Source organism: Myxococcus sp. AS-1-15 (assembly GCF_020037055.1).
GTDB lineage: Bacteria > Myxococcota > Myxococcia > Myxococcales > Myxococcaceae > Myxococcus > Myxococcus fulvus.
This window is the reverse complement of sequence record NZ_JAIQDF010000039.1, coordinates 1-9773: the sequence shown is the minus strand read 5'-3', so window position 1 is coordinate 9773 and position 9773 is coordinate 1. Positions and strand designations below refer to the sequence as shown.

Annotated in this window: 8 protein-coding genes and 1 pseudogene; 3 read left to right on the top strand and 6 right to left on the bottom strand. The window is 63.1% G+C overall.

Annotation, left to right across the window (positions count from 1 at the left end; all coding sequences use genetic code 11):
• The 3 genes from K8625_RS43170 to K8625_RS43160 form a co-directional block, all read right to left on the bottom strand.
• Positions 1–338 (bottom strand): hypothetical protein (locus K8625_RS43170; protein ID WP_223786047.1); only part of this gene is annotated, 338 nt, incomplete at its 3' end.
• Entirely contained in the window at positions 328–1407 is a 1080-nt protein-coding gene (locus tag K8625_RS43165; RefSeq protein ID WP_223786046.1) for a hypothetical protein, read from the bottom strand. The genes K8625_RS43170 and K8625_RS43165, both read right to left, overlap by 11 nt.
• Positions 1401–2132: a C40 family peptidase gene (locus tag K8625_RS43160; protein WP_223786045.1), complete on the bottom strand. Its 732-nt coding sequence runs from the start codon at positions 2130–2132 to the stop codon at positions 1401–1403. Before K8625_RS43160 ends, K8625_RS43165 begins: the two co-directional genes overlap by 7 nt.
• Positions 2133–2671: 539 nt before the next feature.
• On the opposite strand from K8625_RS43160, the gene K8625_RS43155 reads away from it, so the two are divergent.
• From K8625_RS43155 to K8625_RS43145, 3 genes are all read left to right on the top strand, one after another.
• Complete coding sequence (locus tag K8625_RS43155) at positions 2672–3553, top strand: AAA family ATPase (protein ID WP_223786044.1); 882 nt, start codon at positions 2672–2674, stop codon at positions 3551–3553.
• A gap of 886 nt (positions 3554–4439) precedes the next feature.
• Positions 4440–5918 (top strand): S8 family peptidase, encoded by a 1479-nt coding sequence (locus K8625_RS43150; RefSeq protein WP_223786043.1) that lies wholly within the window; start codon positions 4440–4442, stop codon positions 5916–5918.
• A 298-nt stretch (positions 5919–6216) separates the two neighbouring features.
• Positions 6217–6678, top strand: coding sequence for a hypothetical protein (locus tag K8625_RS43145; RefSeq protein WP_223786042.1), 462 nt, complete (start codon positions 6217–6219; stop codon positions 6676–6678).
• A 99-nt stretch (positions 6679–6777) separates the two neighbouring features.
• Here the strand turns inward: K8625_RS43145 and K8625_RS43140 are convergent, their stop codons facing one another.
• From K8625_RS43140 to K8625_RS43130, 3 genes and pseudogenes are all read right to left on the bottom strand, one after another.
• Positions 6778–7473, bottom strand: coding sequence for a phage minor tail protein L (locus K8625_RS43140; RefSeq protein ID WP_223786041.1), 696 nt, complete (start codon positions 7471–7473; stop codon positions 6778–6780).
• Between the two features lie 580 nt (positions 7474–8053).
• Positions 8054–8641 carry a phage tail protein gene (locus K8625_RS43135; RefSeq protein ID WP_223786040.1) on the bottom strand — a complete coding sequence of 196 codons (588 nt, stop codon included), beginning with the start codon at positions 8639–8641 and terminating at the stop codon, positions 8054–8056.
• A 758-nt stretch (positions 8642–9399) separates the two neighbouring features.
• Positions 9400–9773: pseudogene (locus K8625_RS43130) on the bottom strand (hypothetical protein); the annotation flags it as partial.

Sequence of the window (9773 nt, the reverse complement as noted above, 5' to 3'; positions counted from 1 at the left end):
CCCTCCTTCACCTCCACGTTGACGACTGTCTCCGCCTCGGCCGCGCTGAAGCCGGGGATGTACTCCTGCCCCTGCGTGCCCGGCACGTCGTACGCCGTGACGTCGCGGAAGTTGGGGGAGTCGTTGGGATTCACCACCGGGACGCCGTCCAGGTAGACGCCCTTCAGCCCGCCCTGCAACCCTTCGATTTCCCCCTCGCAGATGACGTCCAGCACCCTCGCGTAGGCGGTGGACACCAGCGAGTCAGCCGCCTCGGTGGGCGTGCGCTGGGCGCCCGAGCCACCCTTCCCGCCCGACTCGCCGCCCGCGCCACGGAGCGCACCCCTCTTAGGGGACATTGGGCACCTCGTGCGGCTCCTCGGGGTCCGCTCGCTTCACGTTGTGCGAGAGGATGCCGAGCGTCTGGTACGTGTGCGCGCCGGCCACGGTGAGGAGCACCACGGGGCCGCGCCCAGCGTCCTCCACCCGCGCCACCACCCCGGGCTTCTCCCCCACCAGCCGTGCCCCCGGCTCGAGGTGGCGCAGCTCCACCCAGTTTGCGTCGGTGCGCACCCGGTGGTTGTACGTGGCCACCAGCTCGCGCCCGTCCTCCAGCACCAGACGCCGGCAGTCTGCCTCCAGTGTCGCGGCCTGGGTGACGGGGTAGTCGCCCCACTCGAGCGTCACCTCGTCCTGGGTCCGCACCCACGCGCCCACGCGCAGCGCGCCGGCCGGCACCGCGCGCCCGTCCGAGAGGAGAATGGGCACCCACGGCGCCGGGCACCCACCGCCCACCGGCCCCTGCCCGCCCGGCCCCGTCTGGCCGCCCGCGGGCCCGCCGAAGCCGCCGCCCACGCTCCAGTCGGTGATGATGCCGGCGGACACCACGCAGCTGCCCACCACCATCTCCCCGTAGCAGAGGGCCACCGGGTGGCCCTGGGCCAGCGTATTCACGGGGCCGCTGAAGACGTAGGAGGGCTGGTGCTCCGGCTTCTCCAGCGGGCCCGTCGCCCGGGGAGGACCGAAGAGGAGCTGCGCGGCGCCGCCCACCATGAGGCTGCTGCCCAGGGCGATGAGCTGCCCGCCCGCCGTGCCGTAGTCGTAGACGGAGAGCACCGCGCCGCCGGCGATGAGGACAGCGCCCAGCACCACCTGGAGGACTCCCGCCTGCTTCGCGCCCGCCAGGGCCGGGAGGATGGTGATGCGCTTCCCGGTGGCGACGCCCAACTCCTGCGCGCCGACGTCCCGCTCGCCGACGAGGACGTGGTAGCCGGGCGCGCTGTTCTCCGCGAGGTAGCGGCCGAAGCCCTCGCACACCGCGCACAGGGCGCGCACCGCCTCCGCAGGCGAGGGCACGCCCAGCTCCAGCTTCCATTCACGCCCGAAGCGCGCCCCCAGGGGCCCGCCGAGCACCACCGTCGTCAGCATAGGCTGCGGTGTCGGACGACTCGGCGGGTGATGCGCTCCCAGAATCCCGAGTACGTCTCCCTCCTCGACAGCGAAGCCTGGAGGTGGTGGAGGACGACGTCCGCCCCCAGGTAGACGCCCGCGTGGTTGGGCACCGGCGCGCGCAGTTGCATGAGGAGGACGTCGTGCTCGCGCAGCGGCGCGCCCGTCACGTCCACGAAGCCCGCGCGCTCATACCCCTCGAGGTAGAGGTTGCCGCCCTTCTGCCACCAGTCGTCGGGCCGCTCGAAGTCTGGGAGATCAAGCCCCACCACCTCCGCGTAGTAGTCGCGGATGAGGGAGAAGCAGTCCAGGACACCGTGGCTGAAGGGCCGGCCCACCAGGCGCGCGCGGTAGCCCGAGGGGCACAGCACCTGCCAGTGCCCCACCGGCACGTTCACGATGAGCCAGGGCAGCCCCCAGCGCTCGCACATGACCCGGTCCGCTTCGCTCGGCTCCGGGGATGCGTTGGGGTGGGAGTGGACAACGGCCACCACCTCCCCCTCCGCCTCGGCCAGTGCAAAGTCCTCGGGCGACAGGTGGAAGTGGGCGTGCCCCTCGGCGAGGTTCCGGCAGCGTCGGTACCTCAGTTCTCCCGCGATGCGGGCGATGAGGCCACAGGACTCCCGGGGGGACTCCTCCCGAGCGTGGGACAGAGCGGCAGCAACCAGCTCAAGAGTGACGGCTAATGAAGCAGCGGGCAGCATCGGAGTCCGGGTGACGCAATGAACCAACTACCACCTACTCAGGATTCTTCCTCGGAACGCGGACGCGGTCCTGCCGCCCGCGAATAACCTTCAGGACGGAGAGCCCCTCATTCATCACCCCTGGTAAGTAGGAATCACCCCGGTTACCAGCGCCGTCATTGCGTCCTCCCTCTCGTGCTGTAACGATTGGTAATCGAATCTATCTGAGGTTACCAGTGACCGATTTCGTTCAGACCATAGCCGACCTCGTTCGGCTCGGACTCGCCGGCGACACGGCATCAATCCGCCGGCTCGCCTCTCGCCTCACGAAAGCCGCCTCTCTCGAAACGGGAGATGAAGCTCGGCTCCGAGAACTACTCGCCCCCCTCCTCTCGGAGCCAGGAGCGACAACTCGACTCCGTCGGGGGACGACAGGCCGAGTCCCGCACATCAGCCGCGAAATCCCCCCTGTCGACGACTCATCTTTCTTCCCATTAGTCGTCGTTGATGAAGCAGAAAACGCCCCCTCGCCTCTTCTCCCGGAGGAGACCGCACGCGTCGTGCAGCAAGTGATCGCAGAGAGAAGGCGCGTTCACGCACTACAAGCAGCCGGCCTTGAACCGACTCGGACCATCCTTCTTACAGGAGCTCCGGGCGTAGGGAAGACCATGACTGCTCGCTACTTGGCAGCCGAGATTGGATGGCCGCTTTTCACAGTAGACCTTGCGGCTCTCGTCTCTTCACTTCTTGGCAAGACTGGGCAGAATCTTCGACAAGCACTCAATTTTGGTCAGCGGAATCAGTCGATTCTCTTCCTTGATGAGTTCGACGCGCTCGCCAAACGCAGAGATGACGACAGCGATGTCGGCGAACTAAAGCGCATCGTAAATGTGCTTCTACAAGAAATTGACCGTTGGCCCTCAACTGGACTCCTCATCGCCGCTACCAATCATCCCGAAATCCTCGACCGAGCCGTCTGGCGACGCTTTGAACGGGTGATCGAAGTACCGCTTCCCAATCAACAACTTCGCCGCAGAATCCTAGAGCAGGCGATGGGAACGCACGGACAGGCGCTGGAGAGCAAAGACCTAGACACCCTCGCGCTCTCAACAGAAGGAATGTCAGGCTCCGACATAGGGCGCCTCATTTCGGAGGCTATCCGCGACTCTGTGATCGACCCGAAGATTCGACTGCCTGAGGTCCTAACGACCCGGACACTGACTCTCCTTCGGCAGGGCCCAGAAGCTCAACGGATCACCTTCGCAGGGATCGCGCACTTCACTTTGGGCATGACGCAACGCGAGATCGCAAACCTTCTTGACGTCTCCCATGTAACTATTGGCAAATATGTGCAGCGCTGGACCATGCAAGAGCGTCCAGGCCTCCATGTACACGGGCTAAAGAAGCCGAAGGGGGGACGTCCAAATGGCAAGAAGCAATGAGGGTGGTGGTGGCGGCAGTGACCCAGGGGGTCCTGATGTCCGACGCCCATTGCTCGGAGGTGGGGAACATCTCAAGCAAGTCGTGCCCACAGTCAGCGGTGGCGGACCTAAGTGGCACCCCCATAGTCTGACAGAGGCACATGCCATCCTCGCCCCACAGGCTGGGTCTCTTGCCAAAGCAATATCCCGCATGCCGCGGGAACTACGCGCCCGCCACGTCGTGTTTGAGGCGACACTGCTTCCCAATTACTTGGCAGCATCGTACTTCCCGACAGCACTGATTGACGCACACAGACTCTACACAGTAGGGACTCGTCAAACCACAGGAATTCTCAAGACCAAGAAGCAACAACAAGAAAACGCAGAGACGAAGACGCTTCTGTTGGCTGGAGCCCCTGAGCACGTACTTGAATTCACAGATGCCGCGATGCGCAAACCCACGGGCGACAAGGATCCCGTGTGGGGGCAATTGCGCGAGTTCTCTGAGTTCAGACTGCCGACTCCGGTTGACATCGTCAAAGAGCCCAGAGTCCCCCTCGGTGCCGGCGAAATAATTACCTGGGAAGCAATCCTAAATCCAATCGGGCGAAACACGCAGGAACGACTAGAACTAGAGCAAGACGCATTTCTCCGCTGGGTGGCACATGTTCGCTCTCTTGACGGAGATGTCGACATAGCTTTTCGCCGGGAAGTCGCAGGTGTTGTTTTCGTACCTATTTCGCTTCACCCTGAAGCAGTCCATAAAGCAGCCAAATTCAATCTAGTCCGCGCGCTTAGGCCAATGCCGTCAATTCGGCCCTACAGGCCGGCACTTCGACGCAGCACTGCCCGACCAAAGCCTGCGAACGCGCCAGCTCCCGATGCACGTCCCCTCACATCGGAACGAGTGGCGATTTTCGACGGCGGAATAAACCAGTCCAGTCTCTATCTGCGCCCCTTCGTCACAGCCGAAGAAATGACCTCAGAGCCTCCAACGTCTGAAGACCTGGAACACGGCTCGATGGTTACCAGTGCGTTCCTCTTTGGCCATATCGAGGCCGAGGATTCCCCCCTCCCTACGCCAGTTGCATACGTCGACCACTTTCGAGTCCTCCCTCTTCCACAGTCGGCAAAGTTCGACCATGGGCTCTACAAGTTCCTCGACACGGTTAAGGAAAAAATTAAGGAAAGAAAGTATCGCTACGTAAACCTGAGCCTCGGCCCAGACGAGATTGTTGATGATGGCGATCCTCACTACTGGACGTCTCAACTCGACACACTCGCCGAAGAACTGGACGTCACGTTCTTTCTAGCTGCTGGGAATAACGGGGAGGAAGACGAGAAACTCGGCTTTAACCGAATTCTGGTGCCAGGCGACATGGTTAATGGACTGGCTATTGGTGCAGCGAGCACGCTCTCGGGAACAAAAACGCAGCGAGCCTCATATAGTGCCATTGGTCCGGGCAGAGCCGGTCAACGCGTCCAACCAATCGGCGTTGCATTCGGTGGATGCGCAACACTCCCTTTCGGTGGAATCGACCACCGGGACCGCTACTCACAGGGTTCGGGAACAAGCTTCGCGTCTCCGCTAGCAATGCGCGGAGCGGTACAGCTTGGAGCGACGATAGGCAAAAAACGAGCGACGCCATCAGCAATCCGGGCATTTAGCGCGCACTTCGCACAACGCGCACGCAAGGGGCACGACTCATTAAGCCTTGGATTTGGACGCGTTCCGAGTTCATACGATTCCGTCTTCGCCTGCGCGCCAAACGAAGCTACGGTCATATATCAAGATAAGCTAGCCCGTGACGAAGTAGTAGCAATGCGACTCCCCGTGCCCACCAAAGGGATCGACGATGCAGCCCTCATCGAGATTGAGTGGACAATCGCCTTTGCTACTCGAATAAACCCTGCCGACGCGGCGGACTACACGCTCAGCGGAATCGAGGATACGTTCAGACCGCATGAGATGATTCGCTCAGCAACCAAAGGGGAGCAGTCCATGGTCGTGGACTACCGTAAAATCAATCCCGAAAAATACACGGCCGATGGATGGAGCATCAGCACAGCCCCTAAGGCTCACTCACAACGACTAAAGTCTGGATTTGAAAGCTCTCGTCGCTCGTCGGGAAAATGGGAGACAATTCTACGAGGGCGCGTTCGACTGTCCGCATCCGACCTCTATCTCCCAAGAATCGACCTAAAACACATAAGTAGGGCAGAAGGAATACTAACCAAGGATGTACCACCCCTGCACATCACAATGGTGACAACCGTTCGAGCCGACGGCGCCCAGATCGCGCTCTACGATCTGATTCGACAGCAATTTCGCGTTCTGGCTCCAATTACCACGCACATTCCGATCCGCATTGCGTCCAGCGCTTAGCCAGCAAACTCCACGCAGGACGCAGTCACCAAGACAGGCCCCACAGACACTCACGCAGCCACACGCTTCCGACAGGGGGACGACGTGAAGAAGGTTAGTAAGTCCGCAAAAAAACGAGCAACTACAACCAGGAAAACCGCAGGAAAGGCAGCCAAGAAAGCAGCAGCAAAGCGGAGCGCTGCCAAGAAAGGGGGAGCGCGAAAATCCACCTCCCTCAGGCGTAGCTGGACAACTGGGGGGCCGAAGAATCCAGAAAAATGAGCAACCACACAAGACAACAGGACACACCAACAAGTCTATGACCACGCCACCACCGCCACCGCCACCGCCACCGCCACCGCCACATCTGGGGCTCGACAGAGCAATTGAGGAGTACAATGTATACTCCGGCAAGGCTAGCGAGAATGTTCGCACCCTTGCTCTCAGTGCAATTGCGGCCATCTGGGTCCTATCAGACCAAACCGTTGGAGGACTCAAGGGGCCTCTCCGACTGGCTTTCTGTCTGGCCGTCGCAGCTTTGTTTTTTGACTTCCTTCAGTATGTGTTCAGCGCCAATATCTTCGGATTCTATCTAATAAGGCACGAGAAGAAGACCCTTGCCGCAGACAGTGCCGGCACCCCTCTTCCCGTAAACGTGGAGTTCGGCCACCACGCCCGCAAACCCGGAAAGGCAATGTACCACGGCAAGATAATAATTCTCATCTCGACCTACTGCGTTCTTGGCTGGGCCGTTGCTGTTCGACTCTGGCCCTCCTCCTAGCTCCAGTAGCTAGCGCGCAACAACAGAACCATATTGCTCAATTGCGCAGAGCATCATCAAGAACTGCGGCAACCGATGTGCAACTACAGACTAGACAACTCACCGCAGTAGCCCAACCCCTGGAAACCCTCCATAGGGCAGCACAGCTGAAGCCCCGAACCGAGCCTTGCAACTCACGAGGCGCTTGCCGCACCTGTCCTGTTCCGGCTCCGTCGTGGACGTGTCGTCGGCCTTCGCCACTGGCGGACCCGCGTACCCACACCCCTCGCCGCGGTACTGCCACCCGCACATCTGGGTGATGACGCGGAGGGGGATGCGCACGCCCTCGAGGTCGCACCGAGCAGCGAGGGTGAACTCGATGAGGTGCTTGTTCTCCGTCGTCTTCGCGTCCACCGCGAACTCGTCGTCCGGGAAGCCCTCGGACGGGCTCGCGGTGGGGTTGACGCCGCCGGGGAAGTTCACGGCGTCCAGGTAGCGCGCGAAGGTGCGCTTGCGGATGACGCGCGCGCCGAGCAGGTCGTTCGTGTCCCGGGCCAACGCCCCCAGTGTGCCCTGCAGGTTGGCCATGGTGAGGGTGGGCCGGGGCAGTCGCCCGGTGCCCGACTTCTCGAAGCCGCGGGCCTGCACGGGCCAGGGCTGGTACGCAGCCCCCTGCCACACCACGGGCCCACCCAGGCCGTTGGTGCCCGCGTGGAAGTAGCTGATGCCTCCACCCGGGAGTCCGCTCGCGTCCAGGATGAAGAGCTCCACCAGGGCGCCAGGCGCCAGCTTCTGGATGTCCTCGGCGATACTCACCAGTCCCCTCCCCCAGCAAGACCTGAGCTGGAATCACTAACTAGTGGTTTCCCACTACAAATCGACTCGCGCATACCGCGAGGATCCGACGGAGGGAGGACACAATCCGAACCCAAACCCCACCCCCAACAGGGGATACGGGCAGAATCACCCACGGGGTCAATTTCGAACCAATTGCAGACACATCGACTTCCTGACCAGGATGCAGCCCGCAACCCCAAAACCAAGGACACATCCGATGCGAAGCATCATTGGCGTGCTTTCCCTTGCCGTCTCCCTTGTTGGCTGTGGCATGAGCAGTGGCGATGTGGATGTCACATGTTCGAACGGAACGGCATGCAGTGGAACCTCTGAGGAGTGTGCCGTCCAATGCGGTGCACCGGCAGGCGCCGTGGAGGCAACTAGCATAGAAGCCGCCTCTTCCGAGGGGCTGCTCCCGCAGGTCAATGTCCGGTGCTGTGGCGCGAGCTGCTCTGGGACTCCTCAGGATTGCGCTGCATTCTGCGACCGCCTCTGCTAATCAATACCTCGCACGGCTGACAAGCTAGCGATTCATCTGGCACCTCCAAGAGGTGGTGCTCTATGCCATCACCTCCTGGAACTCCGCGCTGACGTCGTGCGCATTGAAGCTCTTCACGGTGGTGGTCCAGCTCTCGCAGACGACGTGGTGCACTCGCGCACCGGACCCGGTAAAGGTGAGCGCCGCGCCCGCCGATGGGGCAGCGACGAAGGTGACGAGTCCCGAGGCGGAGAGCACGTAGCTCGTCCCCGCGACGAGCGGCACGCCGTCGCGGAAGAGGACGGGAGGCGCGCCCCGCCCCGTCGCCGACACGAGATCCACGGGGCCACCGGAGGCGAGCGGTCGCTCGAGCAGGAACTGGGTACGCGCCCCATCTCCCGTCCCGAAGCGGAACGCCGTGACAGCCCACGCACTCGTGGGCGCGACGAACTCGAAGGGCAGCGTGCCGCGGTGGGCGGTGAGGAACGCCTCGATGGCGTCCGCCTCCACCTTCCTCCGGGCGTTGAACTGGAGCGCCCAGCGCTGGAGGGTGGGACGAAGGCCGTCCTCCGCGCGCTGGGCGTACCCGTCCCCGAACTGGGCCTTCAGGATGCGGGGCTGTGCCTGCTGCTGCACGCCGTAGTCCGGCGTGAAGGGGAATCGCTCCATGCCGCGAATCGTCACGGCCCTGATGGACGGTGTCCGTGCAGGCCATGATGATGTCGCCCTCGATTAGGTCGAGCGCGCCCGCTTAACCCTTCTTCGTTCTTCGCGTGCCCTCTCCTCTGCGAGGATGAGATCGCCCAAGCCGGAGGCGATGAACAAGTCCCTCATGCACTCGGTACAGCTCCCAGTCATCGCGTAGTCTAGTTCCGGCGGAACAGGCGCCCCCTTTCGATACGTCAGAAGGGCTGCCTCGACTCGCTCACTACACGCCGGGCAGAGGTAGTGCGGGTCCGGTATTCGGCCCACAAACACCTTCATGGCAAGGGTCCGGCCCTCGTCAATGGCAGCCGCGACGTGGTCGCAACAGCGAGTCACAAAGCTGGGCCCGTGCCTAGTGCACTCGACCATCACCGTGCTCCTTCTGAAGATGCTAGCGGCACCTCGAAAGCCTGGACCTGATGCGCCGCATGCTCCGCGTTCGGGTATCCGGGCAGCCACGCCGCGCAGGCGTCACACCGGTGGACGGAGAGTCCACCCGCGAGTACCCGGGCCACCAGCTCGGGGTGGACGAGGAGCAGGTCCAGCGCGCCAGAGCGGTGGGCCCGAGGAAGGCCCGCGCGGGCCATCTGCCCAACGAGCGCCTCCACGCGAGCCCATGCGGCGCGGGAGACGTGGAGGCCGTCAATCCGGATGGCGCTTCCGGCTGGGGCCTTCCGCCGCTCCGGGCGCGTCTTGCTGCTGTCGTGTGGCACGGTGGCCTTCTACACCACCAGTCCCTCGCCCCCGACGCCTTCCTGCTCCACCGCGACGCCCAGCTCCGCACGTCCGTCCGCCTCGGCGAGCCAGTACGCCACGAGGGCCCGCGCGTACCGTGTCCTCGTTGCCGGACTGCCATCCATCCCTGCTACCGCCCGCTGCAACTCCCTCTCCGCCGCCTCAAGGCGCTGCGCGAGCGCCACCCGCCTGCTCCAGTCGTCCATGAGCTGGCGGGTGAGCACGAGGCGTGCCGGCCTGACGGGTTCGCAGGCCGGCACGGGCACCGACACCGAGGGGCCGTACCCTACAAGTCGTAGCAGAACCACGCATACCGCAGGCACCGACAGGTCGAAATCGTGCCGGCGGCGGTGCAGCACTT